The sequence below is a fragment of the Streptomyces sp. 11x1 genome, assembly GCF_032598905.1.
Classification (GTDB): domain Bacteria; phylum Actinomycetota; class Actinomycetes; order Streptomycetales; family Streptomycetaceae; genus Streptomyces.
The window spans coordinates 8,187,113-8,208,528 of the sequence record NZ_CP122458.1; the positions used below are offsets into that span (position 1 = coordinate 8,187,113).

The 21,416-nt window shown below is 72.8% G+C and carries 17 protein-coding genes and 2 pseudogenes; 9 read left to right on the forward strand and 10 right to left on the reverse strand.

Annotated elements, in window-relative coordinates; translation table 11 throughout:
- Nucleotides 1-24 precede the first annotated feature (24 nt).
- A complete protein-coding gene (pip, locus tag P8T65_RS35895) occupies nucleotides 25-990 on the forward strand; it encodes a prolyl aminopeptidase (RefSeq protein WP_316729327.1) in 966 nt (321 codons plus the stop codon).
- 37 nt (nucleotides 991-1,027) lie between these two features.
- Here the strand turns inward: pip and P8T65_RS35900 are convergent, their stop codons facing one another.
- The 3 genes and pseudogenes from P8T65_RS35900 to P8T65_RS47465 form a co-directional block, all read right to left on the reverse strand.
- Nucleotides 1,028-2,494 (reverse strand): LamG domain-containing protein, encoded by a 1,467-nt coding sequence (locus P8T65_RS35900; protein WP_316729328.1) that lies wholly within the window; start codon nucleotides 2,492-2,494, stop codon nucleotides 1,028-1,030.
- 72 nt (nucleotides 2,495-2,566) lie between these two features.
- A pseudogene (locus P8T65_RS35905) lies at nucleotides 2,567-2,938 on the reverse strand (FCD domain-containing protein); the annotation flags it as partial.
- 427 nt (nucleotides 2,939-3,365) lie between these two features.
- A pseudogene (locus P8T65_RS47465) lies at nucleotides 3,366-3,476 on the reverse strand (3-alpha-hydroxysteroid dehydrogenase); the annotation flags it as partial.
- 238 nt (nucleotides 3,477-3,714) lie between these two features.
- On the opposite strand from P8T65_RS47465, the gene P8T65_RS35910 reads away from it, so the two are divergent.
- The 4 genes from P8T65_RS35910 to P8T65_RS35925 all read left to right on the forward strand — a co-directional run bounded on the left by P8T65_RS35910 (nucleotide 3,715) and on the right by P8T65_RS35925 (nucleotide 9,205).
- Nucleotides 3,715-4,446, forward strand: a complete 732-nt coding sequence (locus P8T65_RS35910; RefSeq protein WP_316729329.1) for a hypothetical protein — start codon at nucleotides 3,715-3,717, stop codon at nucleotides 4,444-4,446.
- 544 nt (nucleotides 4,447-4,990) lie between these two features.
- Nucleotides 4,991-6,979, forward strand: coding sequence for an FUSC family protein (locus P8T65_RS35915; protein ID WP_316729331.1), 1,989 nt, complete (start codon nucleotides 4,991-4,993; stop codon nucleotides 6,977-6,979).
- A 399-nt stretch (nucleotides 6,980-7,378) separates the two neighbouring features.
- Nucleotides 7,379-8,716 (forward strand): amidohydrolase, encoded by a 1,338-nt coding sequence (locus P8T65_RS35920; RefSeq protein ID WP_316731833.1) that lies wholly within the window; start codon nucleotides 7,379-7,381, stop codon nucleotides 8,714-8,716.
- Nucleotides 8,717-9,019: 303 nt separating this feature from the next.
- Entirely contained in the window at nucleotides 9,020-9,205 is a 186-nt protein-coding gene (locus tag P8T65_RS35925) for a hypothetical protein (protein ID WP_316729332.1), read from the forward strand.
- Between the two features lie 3 nt (nucleotides 9,206-9,208).
- Here P8T65_RS35925 and P8T65_RS35930 read toward each other — a convergent pair whose 3' ends face one another.
- From P8T65_RS35930 to P8T65_RS35940, 3 genes are all read right to left on the reverse strand, one after another.
- Nucleotides 9,209-11,182, reverse strand: a complete 1,974-nt coding sequence (locus P8T65_RS35930; RefSeq protein WP_316729334.1) for an ABC transporter ATP-binding protein — start codon at nucleotides 11,180-11,182, stop codon at nucleotides 9,209-9,211.
- Nucleotides 11,183-11,473: 291 nt separating this feature from the next.
- Entirely contained in the window at nucleotides 11,474-11,941 is a 468-nt protein-coding gene (locus P8T65_RS35935) for a hypothetical protein (RefSeq protein WP_316729336.1), read from the reverse strand.
- Nucleotides 11,932-12,687, reverse strand: a complete 756-nt coding sequence (locus P8T65_RS35940; protein ID WP_316729338.1) for an ATP-binding protein — start codon at nucleotides 12,685-12,687, stop codon at nucleotides 11,932-11,934. The genes P8T65_RS35935 and P8T65_RS35940 overlap by 10 nt, the downstream gene beginning before the upstream one ends.
- 286 nt (nucleotides 12,688-12,973) lie before the next feature.
- On the opposite strand from P8T65_RS35940, the gene P8T65_RS35945 reads away from it, so the two are divergent.
- From P8T65_RS35945 to P8T65_RS35955, 3 genes are all read left to right on the forward strand, one after another.
- Nucleotides 12,974-13,834 (forward strand): helix-turn-helix transcriptional regulator, encoded by an 861-nt coding sequence (locus tag P8T65_RS35945; protein WP_316729339.1) that lies wholly within the window; start codon nucleotides 12,974-12,976, stop codon nucleotides 13,832-13,834.
- A 9-nt stretch (nucleotides 13,835-13,843) separates the two neighbouring features.
- Complete coding sequence (locus P8T65_RS35950) at nucleotides 13,844-14,128, forward strand: DUF397 domain-containing protein (RefSeq protein WP_316729340.1); 285 nt, start codon at nucleotides 13,844-13,846, stop codon at nucleotides 14,126-14,128.
- Nucleotides 14,129-14,207: 79 nt separating this feature from the next.
- On the forward strand, nucleotides 14,208-15,023 hold the full coding sequence (locus P8T65_RS35955; RefSeq protein WP_316729341.1) for an SAM-dependent methyltransferase: 816 nt from the start codon (nucleotides 14,208-14,210) through the stop codon (nucleotides 15,021-15,023).
- Between the two features lie 83 nt (nucleotides 15,024-15,106).
- Here the strand turns inward: P8T65_RS35955 and P8T65_RS35960 are convergent, their stop codons facing one another.
- The 4 genes from P8T65_RS35960 to P8T65_RS35975 form a co-directional block, all read right to left on the reverse strand.
- On the reverse strand, nucleotides 15,107-15,832 hold the full coding sequence (locus P8T65_RS35960; RefSeq protein WP_316729343.1) for a fused DSP-PTPase phosphatase/NAD kinase-like protein: 726 nt from the start codon (nucleotides 15,830-15,832) through the stop codon (nucleotides 15,107-15,109).
- A gap of 137 nt (nucleotides 15,833-15,969) precedes the next feature.
- Nucleotides 15,970-16,854 (reverse strand): hypothetical protein, encoded by an 885-nt coding sequence (locus P8T65_RS35965; RefSeq protein WP_316729344.1) that lies wholly within the window; start codon nucleotides 16,852-16,854, stop codon nucleotides 15,970-15,972.
- Nucleotides 16,854-19,127 (reverse strand): PEP/pyruvate-binding domain-containing protein, encoded by a 2,274-nt coding sequence (locus P8T65_RS35970; protein WP_316729345.1) that lies wholly within the window; start codon nucleotides 19,125-19,127, stop codon nucleotides 16,854-16,856. The genes P8T65_RS35965 and P8T65_RS35970 overlap by 1 nt, the downstream gene beginning before the upstream one ends.
- Before the next feature lie 304 nt (nucleotides 19,128-19,431).
- On the reverse strand, nucleotides 19,432-20,838 hold the full coding sequence (locus P8T65_RS35975) for a PLP-dependent aminotransferase family protein (RefSeq protein ID WP_316729347.1): 1,407 nt from the start codon (nucleotides 20,836-20,838) through the stop codon (nucleotides 19,432-19,434).
- A gap of 47 nt (nucleotides 20,839-20,885) precedes the next feature.
- Between P8T65_RS35975 and P8T65_RS35980 the strand changes: the two genes are divergently transcribed.
- Nucleotides 20,886-21,398: a carboxymuconolactone decarboxylase family protein gene (locus tag P8T65_RS35980; protein ID WP_316729348.1), complete on the forward strand. Its 513-nt coding sequence runs from the start codon at nucleotides 20,886-20,888 to the stop codon at nucleotides 21,396-21,398.
- The last annotated feature ends 18 nt before the right edge of the window (nucleotides 21,399-21,416 follow it).

Consider the following 21,416-nt stretch of genomic DNA (forward strand, 5'->3'; position numbering starts at 1 on the left):
GCGTACGCCGGTTAGGGTCACGCAATGCCTCTCTATCCGGAGATCGAACCGTACGACCGCGGCATGCTCGATGTCGGGGACGGCAACCGCGTGTACTGGGAGGTCTGCGGAAATCCGCGGGGAAAGCCCGCGGTCGTGCTGCACGGCGGGCCGGGTTCCCGGGCCAACGCCTGGTTCCCCCGGCTCTTCGATCCCGAGGCGTACCGGATCGTGCTGCTCGACCAGCGGGGCTGCGGGCGTTCGACGCCGCCGGCGAGCGCGTACGAGACCGACATGGGCGTCAACACCACGGACCGGCTGATCGCCGACCTGGAGCTGCTGCGAGGGCACCTCGGGATCGGGCGGTGGCTGGTGTGGGGTGTGTCGTGGGGGTCGGCGCTCGGCCTGCGGTACACCCAGACGCACCCGGAGGCCGTGACGGAGCTGGTCCTCACCGGTGTCGCCACCGGGTCCGACGCCGAAGTCGCCCTGCTGACCAGGGGACTGGGGCAGTTCTTCCCGGAGGCGTTCGCACGGTTCCTGGCCGAGCTGCCCGAGGAGGAGCGGGACGGGAATCTGCCGGCCGCCTACAACCGGTTGCTCGAGTCGCCCGACGAGGCCGTGCGGGCGCGGGCCGCGCGGGCCTGGACGGACTGGGAGACGGCGATCGCGGCGCAGCCGCCCCGCTCCGTGCCGCGCTACGAGGACCCGGTCTTCCGCTACGGCTTCGCCCGTACCGTCACCCACTACTGGGGCAACGGCCACTTCCTCGGCGACGGCGGCGAGGACGGTGTGGTCCTGCGTGACGCCCCGCTGCTCAAGGGCATCCCGGGCACCCTCGTCCAGGGCAGCCTCGACCCCGGCAACCTCCTCGGTGTCGTCTGGCGGCTCCACCATGCCTGGCCCGGCAGCGAGTTGATCCTCGTCGACGACGTGGGGCACGACGCGGGCGCGCCGGACATGGCGGAGACGCTGGTGGCGGCCACGGACCGCTACGCCGCGAACGGCTGAGCGTCACAGGACCGGGGCCGCCGGGAACGGCCGGGCGTCAGACGACGCGGGCCGCCGAGATGGGCCGGGCACCGACGGTGTGGTCCGGCGAGGCGCCGTAGGAGCTCCAGCGGTAGCGGGAGAAGAGACCGGTGGAGTTCGAGGCGTAGAACATCATGTGGCCGATTCCCACGCCTTCGAGGTCCTCGCCGCGGCCGATCATCCGGGTGTCGGGGTGGGTGGTGGCGCTGGGCTGCCCGTACACCCCGTGCGGGGAGGACGTCATGTCGATGACCTCGATCGCGTACTGGGTCTCGCCGTCCTTCACACCGGTCCCCGTGTAGACGCCCTTCACCTCGCGGACCATCACGATGTGCCCGGTGGCGTCCGTGACCTCGGGGCCGTACTCGATCGCGATCAGGTCGCCCGGCAGCAGGTCGGCGACCTTGCGGACGGGCTGGAAGTGGGGACCGCCGCGGCCCCGGGCGAAGGCGTCGCGGTAGTCGGCGGCCTCGGGGATGCCGTCGTCGAAGTGCTGCCGGAAGTAGTCCGCGGTGGCCCAGCCGTAGGTGTGCCTGAGCACCCAGGTGACGAAGGACGAGCAGCGGGCCCGCGCCACCCAGCTGGTCAGGTCGCCGGGCGTGCCCCAGGTGACCGTGGACGAGGCGCCGACCAGGTACTCGTTGTTCCGGGCGGCGGTACGGCCGCTGACGAGGGACACCTCGTCGGCGTCGAGGGCCCGCCCGTACGCCCTCACGTCGTCCACCGAACCCTTGAAGCGGTTCACCGGGGCGCCGTCCCACTTGGCACGGCCTATGTTGAAGCCCTGCGGGGAGGCCCAGGACAGGGTGGCGGCGGCGCTGCCCTGGAGTTCGCCGTTCACATACAGGTGGATGTGGGTGCCGTCCCACACTCCGGTCAGATGGGTCCACGTGCCGAGCGAGGCGGCCGTGGCGGCGATGGCCGAGACCTTGGTGCTCCGGTCCTCGCCGCGGACCTTGAACGCCCAGGTCCGGAACTCCGGGTCGTACTGGAGCAGGAAACGGCTGGCGTTCGTGCCGTCCTGGCTGACGGCCGTGTACATGTTCGCCGGATCGGCGGGTGCGTCGCCGTCCGCGAGCCGGACCCGGGCCGAGACCGTGAACGGGGCCGTGGTGTCGAGGACGGAGCCCGTCGTGGCGTACGCCGTGGACGTGCCGTCGAAGGTGAGTTCGCCGCCCGCGCGGAGGGTGGTCCAGGAGGCGCCGGAGCCCAGGGTGAGGGGGTGGTCGCGGCCGGAGCGGTCGGCGCCCGTGCCGTCCAGCGGCCAGTGCCCGACGAGGCCGCCCGGCAGATGGCCCGCCGCCAGCAGCCGCTGGTAGTGCACCATCCGCTCGGCCTCCACCAGGTGCGGCGTGGTGACGGGGGTGAACGGAGTGTCGAGCGGTGAGTCCGCCGCCGCGCTGCCCGCGCTCGGCGCCACCCCTGTGAACGCCCCCGCGCCCACGATCGCCGCTCCGCCCAACAGCCCGCGTCTGCTGACCATGCCCACTTCCCAACCAACTTGATGAATGCCCGCGTTGACGGTCGGCAGTGTAGGCAGGGGCGTGGCCGGGGTTCACCGGGATTCTGGCCGGCCCCTCCCGTCCACGCCGTCCTCGTTGTTCTCGCCGTCCTCGTCGAACAGATGCCGCACGGTCGACCGGTAGCTGGTCCGGACGTGGGCGGGGGCGTGCGCACGGGCGCGTTCGGGGTCGCCGGAGGCGATGGTGTCGTACAACTCGCGGTGCTCAGGGCGGAGTTGGGGTCACTCCTCGTTGCGCCGGGTCATCCAGCGCAGGCGGCCCGCGACGGGTTCGAGGGCCTCGATCAGCAGGCCGCTTCCGGCCATGGCGATGATGCGGTCGTGCAGTCGGCTGTTGATGTCCGTGATCGACTCCGCGTCCTCCGCCTCGGTGGCGGCGGCCGCCTCGGCGAGGAGCCGCTCGAGCCTCCCGCCCACCCCGCCGCATCCGAATTCCGGTGGCCGGTGGGCCGGAGGGGTGGAGTGCGGAAAGCCGGAGTGGGGAGGGCGAGGGGCGCCGGGAGCCGGGGCCGGGAGCTGCGACAAGGGCGTGGGGCGAGCACGCCGGTCAGTCGTCCGACGGCACGACGGTGGGCTGACCCGCGAGGATGCCGCCGTCCAGGACGAATTCGGAGCCCGTCGAGAACGTGGCGTCGGCGATGACGAAGAGCACCATGCGCGCGACCTCCTCGGGGTTCCCCGAACCGGGGGAGCGGCTGCCCGGCCGTGCCGGCGTCGCCGAATCCGGCCGTCGTCGGGGGCCAGCTCCAGCGCCGCCGTCCTCGTGAGCCCGCGCAGGCCCCATCTGCTCGCGGCGTACGCGCCGATGTCCGCGTACGAGGTCAAGCCCGGCCAGGGAAGAGATGTTCACGATCACCCCGCCCCCGCCCCCGGCCCGGCGCAGCGAGGGCGCCACCGCGCGCATGCCCAGCCACGGACCCTGCAGATTGACGTCGAGGACGCGGCGGAACGAGGCGAGGGACTACTGCTCCATCGAGCCCCACTCGGCGATTCCCGCGTCGTTCACCAGCACCGACACCGGTCCCAGGTCCCGCTCCACCTCGGCCGTCGTCCGCCGAGCTCCGCCGCCAGTTCCGCCGCCGCGGACGTCGGCTGCCGAATAGCGCTGCGAAATGCTGCTCCGATGGTGCTCCGAAATAATCCTTCGAAAAGGGGGTCGTTTCGCTGTTACCGTCTTCCGCGTGGCGAAACTCAATCAGATCATCGCAGTGGAGAAAGGCGTCAAGTCCAAGTCCCAGCAGGACCTGACGGCCGCTCATCACGGGCTGCAGAAGCCGGCGTTGCTGGCCGGTATCGCGCGTACCTATCAGCCGAAGGACGAGGAGGGCGAGCAGTTGCCGCCCGAGTCGACCCGGGTGCAGGTGCGGGCGGAGGACGTGTTGCGGGAGACGGCGGGAGTTCTCACGCGACTGTTCGACGTGACCGCCACCAAGGACTGGGCCAACTGCTCCGCGCGGGCGGACGTGAAGGTGGAGGGCCGGGTGCTCGTCGCGGACGTGCCCGTCGCCTATCTGCTCTTCCTGGAGAAGCAGCTCGGGGAGATCAACACGCTCGTGCGGAAGCTGCCCGTGCTCGACGCCTCCGAGGCGTGGGCGCAGGATCCGTCCACCGATGCCTGGAAGACCGAGGCCGTGCGGACGGTGCGGACGAAGAAGGTGCCGCGCAACCATGTGAAGGCCGAGGCGACCGACAAGCACCCCGCCCAGGTGGAGGTGTATTACGAGGACATTCCGGTCGGCTACTGGACGACCGTGAAGTTCTCCGGAGCCCTGCCCGCCCGGCGCGTGAACGAGATCCTCGACCGCGTCGAGAAGTTGCAGCAGGCCGTGAAGTTCGCGCGGGAGGAGGCGAACGGCGTGGACGTCGTCGACCAGCGGGTCGGTGACGCCGTATTCGGCTACCTGTTCGGATAGTTGGGGTAGCCTCATGAACTCCCCGGTCGGTCTGTGAGCCGGGCGGGGCGCGCGAGGAGCGCAAGCTGAAGCTGAGGCTTGTCGTGACGGAGCGGTCCGTACCCGCCCAGGAATTCAGGGACGGGCCGTGATCAATCTCAGACTATTGCTCCAGACTCAGTATTCGCCGCCGATCGCCGCAACGACCGGACCCAGGCCCCGGACGTCGAAATGCTGGTTCAAGTCCAGCCCGCGCAGCTCGATGCGTGGTGGTCCAAAGGCAGGACGCGGCGACATGATGCTGACCCGGGTTCTCAACCGTCGCGGCGTGCCCAAGGGGCGGCATATCAGGGCCCGGGGGCCGGCTACGCCCCCGGGTCCACCTTTATTGCGTTCATAAAGAACATGGCCTCTACAGAGATCGTCACATCGCGGTAATGCGAGCGTCCCACTTCCTCCAGTTCCGGGACCTACGGTGGAGGGCACACGCATACGCACACCACCAACGCCCCGGCCACCGTCGCCCGAAGGCACACCCCCGCCCTCACCCGACGACAGGAGCCCCGTGTCCCGCCCCCGCCGCGCCCCCCTCGCCCTACCGCCCTGGCTCGCCCACGCCCTGCGTGCGCAGCGGGGACCCGTTCCCTGGAACGCGGTACTGCGGGGAGCGCTGGCCGGCGGACCGCTGCTGCTGGTCGCCGTGGTGTCGGGGCGCCCCTCCGTCGGGGTGCTCGCCGCACTCGGCGCCATGCTCGCCGGCATCAACGACCGGCCCGGCAGCAGGCGCGCCGCCGTGCAACGGCTCGGAGCGCCCGCGCTCGCCGGAGCCGTGGGGCTCCTCGCCGGCTCGTACGCCGGACAGTACGCCGGAGCCGTCGTCCTCACCCTGCTGCTCACCGCGCTCGGGCTGCTCGCCGGCGCGATGAGCGCGGTCGGGCCCGTGTCCTCCGGGGCGGGCACCCAACTGCTGGTCGCGGCCGCCATCGGCGCCGGGATGCCGCTGCCGGAACCGGGGTGGGAGCGCGCGCTCGCCTACCTCGCCGGCGCCGGCTGGCTGCTCGCGCTGCGCCTCGCCCTGCCCACCCCCGCGATCCTCACCGCCGGCGACTACCGCTTCGACGGCGAACGGGACGCCGTAGCCGCCGTGTACGACGCGATCGCGGCCCTGCTGGACGCCGTCGGCACCCCCGCCGCCGTCGCCCGGCGGGCCGCGCTGACCGCCGCCCTCGACCATGCCCAGGACGCCCTCGCCGGACCGCGGCTGCGGCGTTACGCCAGTTCCTCGGCCGAACGCCGCCTGCACGCCCAGTACACCGCCGCGCTCCCGCTCGCCGAGGCGGCGACCGCGCTGGCCTGGGCCGGGGACGCCGTCGTCGGCCGCGCCTCCGAAGGACCCCGGCGGCTCGCCACGGCCGTACGCGGCAACACCGCCACCGGTCCGCTGCCCGCGCCCGCACGCTCCGCGCCCGCGCTGCGCGCCCTCGACGACGCGCTGCTGCGCGCCGCCGAGACCTTCGACCGGGGCGGCGACCCACACGACCTGCACACCCGCCGCCGTACCCTCGGATCGCTCGTCCGGCTCGGCCTCGGCTCCGGCGGACGCGAGTACGGGCTGCGGGTCGCCCTGTCCTTCGGCGCCGCCGCGGCCGTGGCACAGGCGCTGCACCACCAGCACTGGTACTGGCTGCCCGCCACCGCCGTCTTCCTGGTCAAGCCCGATCTGGGGCCGCTCGTGTCCCGGGTGCTGTGCCGGGCGGCCGGGACCGTGCTCGGCGCGGTGCTCTTCGCCGGATTCGCCGCCGTGCTGCCCCGGCCGGAGGGACTCATCGCCCTGGTCGTCGTCAGCGGGGCGCTGATCCCCGTCGCCACCCGGCACTTCGCCGCCCAGACCGCGGTCGTCACCGTGCTGGTGCTCGCCCTCGTCATGGTCGGCGGGGATCCCCAGGCCTCCTGGAGCCGTATCGCCGAGACCCTGCTGGCCTGCGCCATCGTCCTGATCGTCGGACACCTGCCGATGCCCAGGGGGCAGCGCGGCGGGGGCGTACGCGCCCGGCTCACCGAGGCGGGCACGGCAGCGCACGCCTATCTCTCGCACGTCCTGCACGAGGCGCGCACGCCGGGCGCCGGCCCTGGCGAGGGCGGGCCGTCCCCGTCGAGCGGCGCGTCCACGCCCAACGGTGTCACCGTGTCCGTCGGGGCGGCCCTGCCGGGCGAGGCCGACGAGCGGGCCACCCGCTGGACGCTGCGCCGCGAGGCCTACCGCTCGCTCGCCGGGGCCCGCACCGCGATCGCCCTCGCCGGCGCCGAACTTCCCGCCCTGGCCCGGCACACCGAGGGCACCGACGAGATCGCCGCCGTTCTCGAGCGGCTGGTCGACACCACCACCGCCTGCGCCGTGCACCTCGACGACACCGGACGGCTCGGCAGCCATCACACCGAGCGGCTCACCGCCCTCCTCGACGAACTCGCCCGCCACCGAAGGCACGTCGACATCAGCCTCCCCGCCCCACCGCCCGCACCCGACCTCTTGCGGAAGCCGGGCGTGAGGGTGTGACGGCGTGACCGCGTGGATCGCGGGGACCGCGTGGATCGTGTGGCGTCCGGGCCGGGGTGACGGGCGCCCGGCGCCGATCCCGAACACCCGTCCCAGACCGACCGGGCGCCGACGACGGCGACAGGTGACCGAGGGGCGGGCGAGCAGACGGCGACGATCCGGGCGGCGGCACGACTTGGCGGCGGCCACGCCCCGGCGACAGCGGCGCCCGGCGACGGCACGACCGCCCGCGTCCGGGATGCGGGCAGCCGCCGGAACCCACCCCCCCCGATGCCCGAGTCACCCCTTCCCGAGCCCTTCCCGGTCGTACCGTGACGGCATGACGCCGCCGCCTCCGCCCTCACCCCCTCCTCCGGGCCCCCTTCCTCGGCCTCGTCCCCGGCCCCTGCCGAGCTCGTCATCACCGGCTGCACCGCCCTCGTCCACGACGAGCACGAGGGGATCGCGTTCGTCGAGGACGCCGCGATCGTCGTACGGGAGGGGGTGATCGCGAGCATCGGACCGGCGGAGGAGACGGCCCCCGTCCCCACGGCGGAGCGCATCGACGCGCGCGGACAGGTCGCCCTGCCGGGGCTCGTCAACTGCCATACGCACGCGCCCATGGTGGCGCTGCGCGGCATCGCGGAGGACATGCCGGCCGAGGAGTGGTTCAACGACGTCATCTGGCCCGTCGAGTCCAACCTGACGGCGCGGGACGTCGAGCTGGGAGCCCGGCTGGCCTGTGCGGAGATGATCCGCGGTGGGGTGACCTGCTTCGCCGACCACTACTTCGCCATGGACACCGTCGCCGCCGTCGTCGAGGAGACCGGCCTGCGGGCGCATCTGGGGGAGGCCTTCTTCTCCTCCCAGGGACCCGAGGGCCGCGAGAAGTCCCTGGAGTTCGCGCTACGGCACCGGGGCGCGGCCGGCGGCCGCATCACCACCGCGCTCGCCCCGCACGCCCCTTATACCGTCGACGACGCCGACCTCGCCGCGACCGCCGACCTCGCCCGCGCGCACGACCTCCCGGTGCACCTGCACGCCGCGGAGAGCCGCGACCAGACCGACAACAGCCTCGCCCGGCACGGCGTCACGCCCATCGAGGTCCTGGAACGCACCGGACTGCTCGGCCTCCCCGCGGGCGTCCTCATCGCGCACGGCACCGGAATCGACGAGCGCGACCTGCCGGTCCTGGAGCGGGCGACGGGGCCGGTGGCCGTCGCGACCGCGCCCCGCGGCTATCTCAAGTTCGCCTGGCCCACCACCCCGGTGCGCGCCCTGCGCCGCATCGGCGTCCCCGTCGGACTCGCCACGGACGGCGCCGCCTCCAACAACTCCCTCGACGTATGGGAGGCCATGGCCCTCACCGCGCTCGTGCAGAAGGCCACCGAGGGCGACCCGCGCTGGCTGACCTCCCGACAGGCCCTGCACCACGCCACGCTCCAGAGCGCCCGGGCCGTGGGACTGGGGAAGACGATCGGCAGCCTCGCGCCCGGTCGGCGGGCCGACATCGTCCTCGTCGACCTCTGCGGCCCGCACACCCAGCCCGTGCACGACCTCGCCGCCACCCTCGTGCACAGCGCCCGCTCCGCCGACGTCACCACCACGATCGTCGACGGCCGTGTCCTGATGCGCGACCGCGAGCTGCTCACCGTCGACGTGCCGGCGACGGTGAGGGAGATGACGGGCCGCCTGGCCGCACTCACCGACCGCAGCCACGGCGGCCGGATCCAGGACTACGACAAGGCCCCCGAGTAGCCGATGATCGCGCCCTCCGAGGCGCGCATGAAACCGGCGGTCCGCCGGTACTCGTCGTACGGCAACGCCGACGCGACGCGGGGCACGTACGAGGAGTGACAAATAGTGCAAGTGTTGGCACGCTCCGTCACCGGAATGTGTGGTTTCTGAGAGGCACCTCACGATCCGCCGTTGACCTCGTGTCAACTACGTCTCAGTACCGTCACTTCGCGAGCCGTTCACCCCATGGTTGGCGTTTAAATCTACGAGCTGACTAGCCGCGGGCTACGGGCTCACGGGTTCAGCGCGACATGGAGGTGCAGGGTGAACGGGCGAACGGTGCTGGGACGCTTTCCCGCCGGTGGACCGCGCGGCTCGTGGCCGGCGGAGGAGCTGGCGCACGCGGCGCGCCTGGAGGGGCAGCAGGCCGAGGTCGTCATGGACATCGCGACGGACATGTTCCTGGTCATCGTGCGCGGTGGCGAGACCGCCGCGACCGCGTCGGCCTGACCGTCACCCCGCCTTGGGCGCGGGAACCCTCGCCGGGGCGGTCCGCTCGGCCGGCAGCCGCGCCGCGAACTGCTCCGCCTGGAGCGAGTACAGCTCGGCGTACACCCCGCCCGTGGCCAGCAGTTCGTCCGGGGTGCCGGACTCCACCAGGCGCCCCTGGTCGAGGACGTGCACGAGGTCGGCGTGGCGGACCGAAGCCAGCCGGTGGGTGATCAGGACGACCGTCTGACCGGTGCCCGCCAGGGCGCGGATCTTCTCGAAGACCTCTAGCTCGGCGCGCGCGTCCAGGGCGGCCGTCGGCTCGTCCACGATGAGGATCCGCCCGCGGCGGTACGCGGCCCGCGCGATCCCCAGCCGCTGCCACTGCCCGCCCGACAGCTCGTGCCCGCCGCTGAACCCCTTGCCCAGCAGCGTGTCGAGGCCGCGCGGCAGATCGTCCATCACGTCCTGCGCCCCGGCCTCCGCGACGGACGCCGCGAGCCGTTCCTCGGTCAGCGGCGCCGAGGGGCGGCCGATCGCCATGTTGACGCGGGCGGTGAAGGGCCACCGCTTGAAGTCCTGCGCGACCATCGCGATGCGCTCGGCGAGCTGCCGCCGGTCGGCGCCCGCCGCGTCCACGCCGTCCCACATGATCCTGCCCTGGTCGGGCGCGTACAGCCCGGCGAGCAGCTTGACCAGGGTCGTCTTGCCCGAGCCGTTCTCCCCGACGAGCGCCACGATCTTGCCGAGCGGCACGGTCAGGGTGACGTCCTTGAGCGCGGGCCGGCCGGCCTTGCCCGGATAGGTGAAGGTCACGTTCTCCACCCGGATCTCCCGCGGGTCCTCAGGCAGCGGATCACCGCCCTCCGGGATCGCGCGCTTGGCGGCCTCCACGTACAGCCGCTGCATGTCGCCCACGAAGAGAGCCTCCTCGTGCAGCGCGTTCACCTCCAGGACCAGCGTGTCCAGGCTCGACGAACCCGTGCGGATCGCGAGGACCGCCGTGCCCGCCACGGACAGCGCCATGGCACCGGCGAGCAGCAGACCGCCCAGCGTCGCGTACGTCGCCACGGTGGCGAGCCCCGTCCACACGGCCGCGTACAGGCCCGTACGGGCCGCCAGCCGGGCCAGCCGGGCCTGTTCGGCCTCCGCGGTCTCCGACATCGACCGGTAGTGGCGCAGCAGGAACGGGCCGACGCCGTGCACCCGGATCTCCGGGGCCGCCTCCGGCTCGATCAGCAGGGAACCGATCAGATAGCCGGCCCGCGCGTGCTGCACCCAGGCGTGGAACGACGTGTAGCGGCGGCGGGCGATCGTCAGGGAGCTCCAGGCGCTCGGCAGGGTCATCGTGACCAGCAGCGGCAGCAGGGCCGGGTGCAGCACGGTCAGCACGCCGGCCGCCGCGATCAGCGAGATCAGCGCATTGACCACGCGCGCCGAGTAGCTGATCATCCGGCGGGCCGACTGGGCGCCGTACTTCGCGGTGTCCAACAGCTTGTGGAAGCCGTCGTCCTCGATCGCGGACAGTTCCACCGCCGCCGCCCGTTCCAGGTACAGCTCGGTCGCGACCCGCTCGACCTTCGGTTCCAGACGGCCCGTGGCGTACGTCGACGCGGCCCGCAGCAGCGTGGCCACCAGCATGACCGCGGCGATGGTGCCGAGGGCGGGGACCGCCTCCCGCAGCCGTGCCTCGACCGTGCCGTCCGCCATCAGCCGGGCCAGGATCGTGTTCACCGCGAGCAGGCTCACCGCCTGGGCGAGGCCCCGGCCCGTCTCGGCCGCCAGCACGGTCCGCGCGGCCCGCCGGTCCGCCTGCCAGGCCAGCCGGAAGCTCGACGCGAGCAGCGACGGCAGCCGCCGGATCATCGCGCGGAAGTTCAGCTCCAGAAAGGCGTCGGCATGCTGCGACCAGCCCATGTCGTACCGCAGCGGCCCTCCGAAGAGGAGCGTCTCCGACTCGGACGTCTCCGGCTTGCCCCCACCACGCGCCTTCCCCACTCACGGCCTCCCCCGAGTCGTCGCAGACGGCCACTATCCCGGGACCCTCCGCTCCCGACCAGGGCGCACGACGGTGCCACCACGGCCCACCCGGAGCACAAGGGGCGCGCGAGGGGCCTGCGGCCCTTCAGGGCCTTCCCCTGAAGGGCCGCAGGCCCCTTCAGGGGCGCGGGGAACTGCGCGACCAGCCCCCACGACCGGACAGCCGCCCACGAGACCGTGCCCGCCCGAACCGAACGCGCAGCAGGGGCGTAGCCCCTCTCAGAACGCGGCCCAAACCCCGGCGGAGCCCTACGCGGTCATGCGGGACCACGTGGGCGTGGTCCCCGTCACCCGGCACAGCGCCAGGTACAGCGGTATCGGCGGCGTATAGGGAATCGTCCCCTCGGGCCTGAGGATCAGCCCGGGAGCGGCCGCACCGTCGGAGACCAGCGCCCCGGTGGTGTAGCGCACGGGCGACGGCCACTCCAGCGCGTAGTCGGAGTCGGCCGGCACGATCCACCACCAGTGGGCACGGTCGGCGTAGACGCAGCCCACGCGGGGCAGCCGGGGCAGGACCATCGGACCGAAGCGGGCCGGGACGGCGACCGCGTCGCATCCCATGGGCGCGGTCATGCCCTCGGGCAGGGGGATGGGGCGGGTCGGCGCGGCGGAACGCTGGGCGCGGCGCAGTCTGGTCAGGGTGTCGAGGCTCACCACGCGAGCCACTCTGCCCCCACCGGGGGGCCGAGCGGGACCGATCGACGCGCTCACACCCATTCGGCCCCCGTCCGCCGTCCGGCCTGGGGCCGGACTCCGACTTCCGTACGACATTCGAAACCCGTGCGGTACCCGGCCTCGGCACCGCCGCGGTGGCCCTCGACGCCCTTCACGCGGAAGGACTCCGCCTCACCGGGCCGACCCTCGGCCGGCGGCTTCTTCGCACCCCAGCCCAGATCGGACCGGGCCGCCGTGTCCGGGCTCCCGCCCGCGCCCAGGGTGATGTCCACGACCGGCTCGGGTGTGACCGCCGGCGCGAGGGGGGCGAGCAGTCCGCGGGGCACGTCGGCCCACACCAGGAGCCCCGGACCGACCGGCTGGGCACCCCATGAGCGGCAGAGGGACTCTATGAGGAGCAGACCCCTGCCGTGTTCCTCCTCGGGCCGCTGCGGCGAGGGGTGCGGCTCGCCGGGCGCACAGCCCTCGTCCCGTACCGCTATCCGCACCAGCTCGTCGCCGTCGGACAGCTCGCAGACGATCTGGGCGCTCGCGGTGTGCACGATCGCGTTGGTCACCAGTTCGGACACGACGAGGGCGGCGGTGTCGCAGGTGTCCTCGCAGAGGGCCCAGCCTGTGAGCTGGTCACGGGTCACCCGCCGGGCCTGGGCCACGGCACCCGGGTGCGCGGCCAGCTCGAATCGGAACCGGCGCTCGGCGATTGTCTCGGGGCGCGCCCCGGCGGCCGGACCGGGACCGACACGGTCACCGGCGGCGTCTGTTCCTAACGGCGCAGGGGGCGGAATCACGCTTGCCACTATCGCCCCGCCGTGAACAGGTTGGCAAGTGTCACTCTGAAAATTGCAGAGTGCCGTGTGACTCTCTGAACGGTCGTGGCACACTGCACGCAACAGCACGTGTAGCGGCGCCAGTTGGAAATCCCTCGCACAACGTTCGTATGTACGCACAGTGTTCGTATGTGTACACGCGCGGGTGCGACGCGCGAGGTCTCCGTACGGCGCCGCAAGGCTGTCGGCACCGGGATGGGCCGAACATCGACGCAGGTCAGCGCAGGGTCACAGGAAGAGAGGCGAGATGAGCGAGCCGCGGTCCGCGCCGACGGTCGGGCAGGTCGTGCTCGGTCGGCGTCTGTTGGACCTGCGTGAGCGCGCGGGCATCAGGCGCGAGGACGCCGCACGCGTCCTGCACGTCACCGCCGCAACGGTCCGCCGCATGGAGACCGCCGAGGTCGCCCTCAAGATTCCCTACCTGCAGCTCCTGCTGAAGGCGTACGGGGTCGGTGACGAGGAGGCCGAGACCTTCGTCCAGCTCGCCGAGGAGGCCAACAAACCCGGCTGGTGGCAGCGCTACCACGACATCCTGCCGGGCTGGTTCTCCATGTACGTCAGCCTGGAGGGCGCGGCCTCCCTGATCCGCGGCTACGACCCGCACTTCGTCCCCGGCCTCCTGCAGACCGAGGGCTACGCCCGTTCCGTCATGACCTCGGGCGCCATCGGCCAGACCAAGCCCGCGGACATCGAGCGCCATGTCGACCTGCGCATGCGACGCCAGGAACTGCTCACCCGTGAGGGTGCGCCCCGGCTGTGGTTCGTGATGGACGAGACCGCCCTGCGCCGCCCCGTCGGCGGCCCGGCGGTCATGCGCGCCCAGATCGACCGACTGCTGGAGGCGATGGAGCTGCCGCATGTGACGGTGCAGGTCACCACGTTCGACACAGGACCGCACCCCGGAACGTACGGGCCGTTCGTCCTGTTCCGTTTCGCCATGCCGGAGCTTCCGGACATGGTCTACAGCGAGTACCTGACCGGCGCCGTCTACCTGGACGACCGCTCCGAGGTGGCGACCCACCTCGAGGTCATGGACCGCATGGCGGCGCAGGCCGCCACGGCACAACGCACGAAGGAGGTCCTCCGGGACCTCCGCGAGGAGCTCTGAAGACACCGAATGGAATTCATCAAGTCGCAGTCGCAGACGCGCACACGCACACAGTCGCGCAACCGCGTCTACAACGGCATGCCCGCCCGGGAGCTGGGCAGCGAGGGCTGGCACAAGCCCTGGAGCGGAGGCAACGGAGGGAACTGCCTGGAGGCCATGAAGCTCGCCGACGGCCGGATCGCCGTACGGCAGTCCACCGACCCCGACGGACCGGCGCTGATCTACACGCCGGACGAGATGAACGCCTTCATCCAGGGTGCCAAGGCGGGGGTGGCCGACTTCCTGCTCTCCTGAGGCCTGTTGCGCCCTCCCTGTTGTTCAGCCTATCCCCCTATGTTGGCCCTGAATTGATCACTTACCGCCGCGGAACCTCATGGAGTTCGTCATGAACGGGCGTCCCCTCGTCGGGATCGACACGAGCAGACCTCACCCCGCCCGGATGTACGACTGGTACCTCGGCGGAAAGGACAACTACCCCGTCGACGAGGCGATGGGCCGGCAGATGCTGGCCCTCGACCCCCGCGTACCGGTGATGGCGCAGGTCAACCGTGCCTTCATGCACCGCTCCACCCGCTGGCTGGCCGAGCACGGCGTCCGCCAGTTCCTCGACATCGGCACCGGTATCCCGACCGAGCCGAACCTGCACCAGATCGCCCAGCGGGTCGCCCCCGACGCCGTCGTCGTCTACTGCGACAACGACCCCATCGTGCTGGCCCACGCGGGGGCCCTGCTGCGTGGTACGCCGGAGGGGCGCACCGAGTATCTGCAGGCCGACGTGCGCGACCCGCACGCCGTCGTCGAGGGCGCCAAGAAGGTCCTCGACCTCGGCCGGCCCGTGGCGCTCTCGCTGATCGCGCTGCTGCACTTCGTCTCCGACGAGGACGGCGCGCACGCCCTGGTGCAGCGGCTGATGGCCGAACTGCCCTCCGGCAGCTATCTGGTCGTCACGCACGCCACCGCCGACTTCACCCCGGAGGAGTCGAAGGCGGCCACGGAGAAGCTCAAGGCCGCCGGTGTCACCCTGGCGCTGCGCTCCCGCGAGGAGTTCGCCCGCTTCTTCGACGGCCTCGAACTGGTCGACCCCGGCGTCGAGGTGCCCCACCACTGGCACCCCGAACTCGGCGACCCCGTCCCCGGCCAGGACGACGGGGTCATCCCGGGGTACGGGGCGGTGGCCCGCAAGCCGTAGAGCGGCGTAGGGAACCGGTGCACGACCGCGCGGCGCGGGCCTCTCGGCCCGCGCCGCGCACTCCTACGCCTTGCTGCGATCGCCTACACGTACGACCAGATCCGGCGCGGCGCGTCGACGAGGCGGCTCACCGCGACCACCGGCAGCGGCGGCTGCGCCGTGTCGCGCTCCCGCTCCAGCATCAGTCCGTAGTAGATCTGCTCGATCGACGGCGGCCCGACCGACAGGTTGCGCCAGACCGCGCCCGGCGAGTCCTCCTGCCCGGTCTTCACAAGATAGGCCGCGGCCATCGTCCCCGTACGGCCGACCCCGGCGCCGCAGTGCACGAACACCGGCCCGGAGCTCTCGGAGACCGTGTCGAGCAGACGCTGTGCCTGCTCGGGCGTCGGGGTCTGCCCGTCACGCATCGGCACCCGTACGACGTCGAGGCCCGCCTCGCGCGGCAGGGCGAGCTGGGCGGCGCTCAGCTTCTCCGCGCGCAGGTCGACGACCGTGGTGAAGCCGAGATCGGCGAGCGCCCGGTACCCGGTGGGGGAGGGGGCTGCCCCGCGCCACAGCTCGCCGTCCGTGCCGACGGGCTGGAAGTTGTGGATCCCCTTCACCGAACGCGTCCCCTCGGGCACCGAGGTCGTCTCCCGCGCCACGTACGTCATCGCCAGGACTCCCAGGGAGCCCGTGGCCCAGATGGCGAGGTAGCCGAGCAGCACACCGATCAGCACACGCGCCACCTTGCGGCGCAGCGAGCGGGGACGGGCGGAGGGGGCGGAGAGATCCGGGCGTACGGGCGGAGGTGCGACAGAGACAGACATGAATGACCCGGGGGTTGGGGACGGGGGTCTGTCCGGAATCGTAGCCTGCCCGACATAAGCGCTCTGTCTGTTTGTGTGCCACCTCACTTCTTTTGCGGTGTTTGTGGGTATCTTGTCCTATCTGTTGATCTCCAGGGTCACGGCTGGTCCGCGTCGCCGATGCCCACCACGGTGAGGTGCGCGCGGTCCACGTCAGCGTCCTCCAGGCAGCCGCGCAGCCGCAGCTGGTCGTGATCGGTGAGGGAGGGGCGGACGACGGCCGCGAACATCCCGTCGCCGAGTTCGCCCAGCGTGGTCCGCCGCAGCGGCACCGACGTGGAGTTCCGGCAGCGCTCCCAGGCCTGTGACGCGGCCATGGCCTGCCGTTCGGCGCTCGGGGGAACGCCACGCATGTCCACCCGGACCAGCACGGACGTCGCCTCTGCCCCGTTCCGCTCCTCCTTCCTGGTCTGCGTGAGGTCGGCGAGCCCGACCACCAGCGAGACCAGCACGGCGACGCCGACACCCACGGTGATCAGCCGCCCCGCCCGCCCCCGGCCGCCACCGGGCGCAGCCGTGTCCTCCAGATCGGCGTCCGGCGCCGGATCGGGCGCCGTGAGCACCGCCAGCTGCCCGGCCAGGTGCCGCTCCGCCGTCGGCCGGGCCGCGACCGAGGCGATTCGCTGCACCAGCCACGCGATCCCCGACAGCACCACACCGGTGATCAACAGCACGGGCACGAAGACATACGTCCGGCTCGCCGGATCATCCAGCCAACGGAACCGGTCACCGCGCTCACCGCTGTGCGTCTGCCGCAGCCGGGCCAGCGCGTCCTGCTGCCGACGGTCGCTCTCCCTGATCCGCTCCTCGATCCGCGCCAGCCGCCCCAACAGCACGAGGCCCAGCAACAGCACCCCGACGATCAGGAGCAGCACCCCGCTGAGGATGGCCCGCTGCCACTGCCACCGGTAGAGGTAGACGACGAAGTAGACGCTCGCGCCGACCACCGCCGCGCCCCCGAAGAGGTAGGCGAGGCGCCGCATCACGAACCCTCCGCCCGTACGTCGCCGGTGCCCCCGTCGACCGTCACCCGGGTCCCCGGCGGGAAACGGCGCACCGCGTCGTCGATGCCCACCACGGCCGGCACACCGAACTCCCGTGCCAGCACCGCCAGATGGGACAACGGGCCGCCCGTCTGCGCCACCAGCCCCGTGACACGCGGCAGCAGCGGGGCCAGCGCCGGATCGAGCGTCCGGACCACCAGCACGGCGTCCGGCGGCCCGCTCCCCTCGCCGTCCCACACCGTGCCCATGCCCCGGCCGCCGGACACGCCCCGGCCGCCGTTCCCGTCTCCCGCGCCGGACGGCCCGGTGGCGCGGTCGGCGACGACCACACCGCCCTCCGCGAGCCGGAACCGGTCCGGGAGCGGAGCGGACGCGGGCCGGGGCAGCCGTTCCGCGAAGTCCTCCGGCAGCCCACCGGTCTCCAGGGCCGTCATGAGCTCCTTCCACCGCAGCAGCCCCACCCGCCGGGCCTCACCCAGCACACCCCGGACGAGCAGCCGGTGCGCCGCCTCCCGCACCAGTCTGACCTGCAACTCCTGCACCCAGCGGACCCGCAGCCGCAGGGCCTCGCGCGGCGGCAGGGCGCCCGGGGAGACGTGGCCCGCGCGCCGCGCGGACGGAAGGGGGGCCGTGGCCGTGGTGTCGCCTCGGGCGCCGGCGGTGGAGGAGGGGCGTGCGGAGGGGGAGTGCGAGGAGGCGGGTGCCAGGGCGGTTTCCGGGGAGAGGTGCGGGGCGGGGGTGACCGAGGAGGTCGCGGAGGCGCCGTTGGGGTGGACGGGCTCCGGTGGGGGCAGCCGCAGATCGCCCCACAGGCTCGGAGCCGTCAGGGCGAGGACCACGGGTTCGGCGGCCACCACCTGGTGGTCCGGCAGGCTCCGGTCCCGGTACCTCGACTCGGCGAGCGTCGCGAGAGCGGCCCCCGCGGCCGTGACGCGGGGCTCGGGGAGGAGGGCACCCGTGAGGGCCTCCTGAGCGTGGAGCGAGACCAGGACGGAGCGTGTCCAGCGCAGGGTCGAGATCAACTCGACGGTCGGCAGGTCTCCGGTCGGCGGGGTCTCGACCAGCCGCCTGTCGACGTCGGCCACCAGGTCCGTCGCCAGACCCGGCAGCGTCGAGGTCAGCCGCCCCACCCGCCAGGCGGCCCCCAGCCGCCGGGCCCCCGGCGCCGGGTTGAGCCACGCCAGCCGGGGATGCCTCGGCGGGACGGCACCCAGCAGCCGCAGGTCCGCCGCGACCCGGCCGCCGACCGCCACGACCACCGGCGCCGACCGCAACCGCCGACGCGACGCGCTCCCGCCGAGCCCGAGCGCGATGGCGAGCCCCCGGGCCATCGGCGCCACCCACAGATCCTCCTCCAGCGGCTCCAACCGCCCCGGCAGGGTCTCCGCCACCGGCCCGGGACCGAGCAACCGGGCGCCACGCGGCGGACGGGGACCCATCGCCGTGATCGGACGGCTCTGGAGCAACCACAGCCGTCCGTCCTCGTCGAACGCGAACTCGATGTCCTGGGGCCCGCCGAACACCCGGGCGGCCCGCCGGGCCAGCCGCGCCAGACGACGCAGTTCACCGCCGGTGAGCAGCGCCCCGCCGTCGGACGAATCCGTCCGCAGCAGCCGACCCCACCGGTTCACCCAGTGACTCGTCCCGGGCTGCTCCCCGCTCACCAACGTGTCGGGCCCGCCCCGCACCGCGCTCACCAGCATCCGATCGGTCCGCCCGGCCACGGGGTCCGCGCCGAACAGCACACCCCCGACCCGGGCCCTGAGCATCGGCTGGACGAGCACGGCCATCGGAGCGCTGTCACCGTCGGGCCCCCGGGCCGAGCCCAGCACCGTGCGCACCGCCGCCCGAAACTCCTCCCACCCCCGCACATCGAGCACCGAGTCGAACCGTCCCGCCAACGAGGACTCCTCCGTGTCCTCCTGCGGCGAGGAGGACCGCACCACCAGGGACAGCGCCCCGTGCCGGGACAACTCGGCCCAGGCGCGCGACAGGTCCCGTAGATCGTCGGGGTCCCACAGGTCGCCCGGGTCCGGAGGGGCGTCAGGGATCACGAAGCCGGGCAGCACCGGCAGCCCGGCGCGGGCCGCCCGCGCGAGGTGGGCCGCCTTCGATCCGGTGAGCAGAGGCAGAGAGGCCGTCGGCCGGCTCAGCGGGACGACGCGAGAACCGAGAGTGCCGCCGCTCCGGGGCGACGCCCCGCCGTGCGCACCTGCTCCGTGATCTCCGTGACGTTCGTCGAGCGCCGTCATCGAGCACCCTCCCGGACCGGCCGTCAACAGGGGGGACGCGAAGGAGGGGCCCTACGCCTGACGACGGAACGAAGGATGGGGGCAGGCCACCACCGGATTGTGGGGTGCCCGCGCGGCGACAGCGGTGACGTACCTCCTGACCTCAATGGTCCCACCGCCCTGCTTTTCCTGTCGACCGGGAACCCTTCGGTCGGCGACCCACCGCCCCACACCGACTCACCGACCAACCGACGCACCGCCCCGCCGGCCTGCCGCGCCGTAGGGTCGGCAGCGCAGCCGGGCGACTGCTCAGCCGGGCTGCCGCTCAGCCCGGCGGGAGCGCCCCGCACAACGCCTCCACCGCCGCCGAGTACGCGTGCTCCGGCGGCGTCGCGTACCCCACCACCAGCCCGTCCGGGGCATCCCCCTTCGCCGCGGGATGCCGGAACCCCGCCAGTCCGTCCAGGGCCACCCCCTGCCAGGCCGCCGCCTTCACCACCGACCGCTCCGTACCGGGCGGCAGCCGCAGTACCGCGTGCAGCCCGGCGGCGATCCCGGTGACCTCGATGTGCGGCGCGTGCGCGGCCAGGGCCGCCACCAGCCGGTCCCGACGCCCCCGGTACCGCTGCCGCATACGCCGCACATGCCGGTCGTACGCCCCGGACGTCACGAAGTCCGCCAGGGCCAGCTGGTCCGGCACGCTCGCCCACGCCTCCCGCTCTCCCTTGGCCTCCACCACGGCGTCCACGAAACGTTCCGGCAGGACCATCCACCCCAGCCGCAGCGCGGGCGACAGACTCTTGCTGACCGAGCCGATGAGGACGACCCGGTCGGGATCCAGGCCCTGCACAGCCCCGACGGGCTTGCGGTCGTAGCGGAACTCCCCGTCGTAGTCGTCCTCCAGAACCACCCCGCCACGCGCGCGTGCCCAGTCCACGACGGCGGCCCGCCGCTCGGGATGCAGCGGCCCGCCGGTGGGGAACTGGTGCGCGGGCGTGAGCAGCACCGCTCTCTCCCGGTCGAGCCCGTCCACCTGGGCACCGTTCTCGTCGAGCGGCAGCGGAACGGTCCGTACGGACGCCGCCGCCAGCAACTCGCGATGGAAGCCCAGCCCGTACGACTCCACCGCCAGCGGCCCCCGCAGCACCCGGCCGTGGAACAGCAGCCGCAACGCGTGCGCGAAACCGGAGCAGACCACGATGCGCGAGGGCTCGGTCCGCACGCCCCGCGCGCGTGCCAGATACTCGGCGAGCGCCTCCCGCAGCTCGACCCGGCCCGCCGGATCGCCCGGCCCGAACGCCTCGTTGGGCGCCCGTGTCAACGCCCTGCGGTACGACGCCGCCCAGGCGAGGCGCGGGAACGCCGACGCGTCCGGCGTGCCCTGCCGCAGATCGTGCAGCGGCCCACGCGCGCGGGGCGCCTTCCGGGGCACGCGTGGGGCGCCCAGGGGTTCCACTCGTTGCGCGACCCGCGTCCCCGACCCCTGCCGGGCGGTCAGCCAGCCCTCCGCGACCAGTTCCGCGTACGCGTCGGCGACCGTGTTGCGGGCGACCCCCAGGTCCGCCGCGAGCGAGCGGTACGGCGGCAGCCGGGTCCCGGGCGCCAGCCGACCCCCACGCACAGCCTCCCGCAGAGCCCGGATCAACGCCGCCCGCCGGCCGCCCCCACCGGACAGTTCGAGATGTAGATCGGCCCCGAACAGCTCCGCCGAATTGACCCATGAATCCACCATGGAATTGCACCCTATGACAGGTCTTTCCGCCCCATAGATTCATGGTCATGACGACGAACACGACGAACACGACGGCGAAGAACACGACGGCGACGGACGTGACGGCGGGCGCCGCGCCCCGGCTCGACTACGCGAAGTCGGCCAGGAACGCCTTCCGCGCCCTCATCGGCTTCGACGCGGCGGCCCGCGAGGGCGTCGACCCGGCCCTGGTCGAACTGATCCAGATCCGCGCCTCCCACCTCAACCACTGCGCCTACTGCCTCCACCTGCACACCAACGACGCCCGCAAGGCCGGCGAGAGCGAGGACCGGCTGCACATGATCCCGGTCTGGCGCGAGGCCCGGCACTTCTTCACCGCCCGCGAACAGGCCGCCCTCGCCCTCACCGAAGCGGTCACCCTCGTCGCCGACGGCGGTGTCCCCGACGCCGTCTACGCCGAAGCCGCCACCCACTTCGACGACACCGAACTGGCTCACGTCCTCGCCCTGATCCTCACCATCAACACGTGGAACCGCATCGCCCTCGCCACCGCCAAACAAGCCGGCACGGACAACCGTTAGCCCTCAAGCCCTCAAGCC